Genomic DNA, 691 nt, shown 5'->3' with positions numbered 1-691 from the left:
GGTCGCGTTAAGTTAGAGGATGAGGCGGACGAGTTCTGAGTGTCTATGACAGAATTCGACCGCCTCAACGATGGTATCGCGTGGATTGACTTGTCGTTTGTGGAGCGAGATCGAACGCCGCTCTGGGCGATTGAAGTAGGGATACGCTGTCATTTGGCCGGTATGTCTCTACGCGAGGTAAGTAAATTTCTCGAAGAATACGGGATCGATCGGAGTCATGTCGCTATTCACAACTGGGTTCACAAGGCCGATCTACAGCCGATCTCGACCGTCTCCGAGGATCAACTCGCGGTTGATGAAAAGATGATCCGCCTCCATGGTCAGCAATTCTGGCTGTACGGCGCGGTTGATCCGTATACGAACGATATCCTCCACGTAAGCCTCTATCCGACCGCAAATAAACAAACGACGCGATGGTTTCTGACCGAGTTACACCGACGCTACCAGCTTAATGACGTGGAATTTCTCGTCGATGACGCAGACTATCTCGGACCAGTGCTTGCTGAGGACGGCTATCGATTTCGAGTGATTCGCCATGGAAATCGGAATGCTATCGAACGTGTCTTTTGGGAAATAGAACGTCGAACCTCCTCATTCGCAAATAGTTTCAGCAATGTCGCGTTAGAGACAGCTCAAAACTGGCTCGAAGCCGTCGCCGTCTACCACAACTCACGCCAAACTTAACGCGACC

General features: G+C 51.2%; 1 protein-coding gene. It reads left to right on the top strand.

Annotated elements, in window-relative coordinates; all coding sequences use genetic code 11:
- The first annotated feature begins 45 nt into the window (after positions 1-45).
- On the top strand, positions 46-684 hold the full coding sequence (locus tag ACERIT_RS16175) for an IS6 family transposase (RefSeq protein WP_373675878.1): 639 nt from the start codon (positions 46-48) through the stop codon (positions 682-684).
- Positions 685-691: the final 7 nt, after the last annotated feature.

Origin of the sequence: Halopenitus sp. H-Gu1 (assembly GCF_041821145.1) — an archaeon.
Taxonomy (GTDB): Archaea; Halobacteriota; Halobacteria; order Halobacteriales; family Haloferacaceae; genus Halopenitus.
Note: the sequence above shows the minus strand (reverse complement) of the source record. Positions and strands in the feature narration are given on the sequence as shown.

Bases quoted from the DNA above. Each gene is read 5' to 3' on its own strand.
- ACERIT_RS16175 (WP_373675878.1), top strand. From the start codon at position 46: ATGACAGAATTCGACCGCCTCAACGATGGTATCGCGTGGATTGACTTG.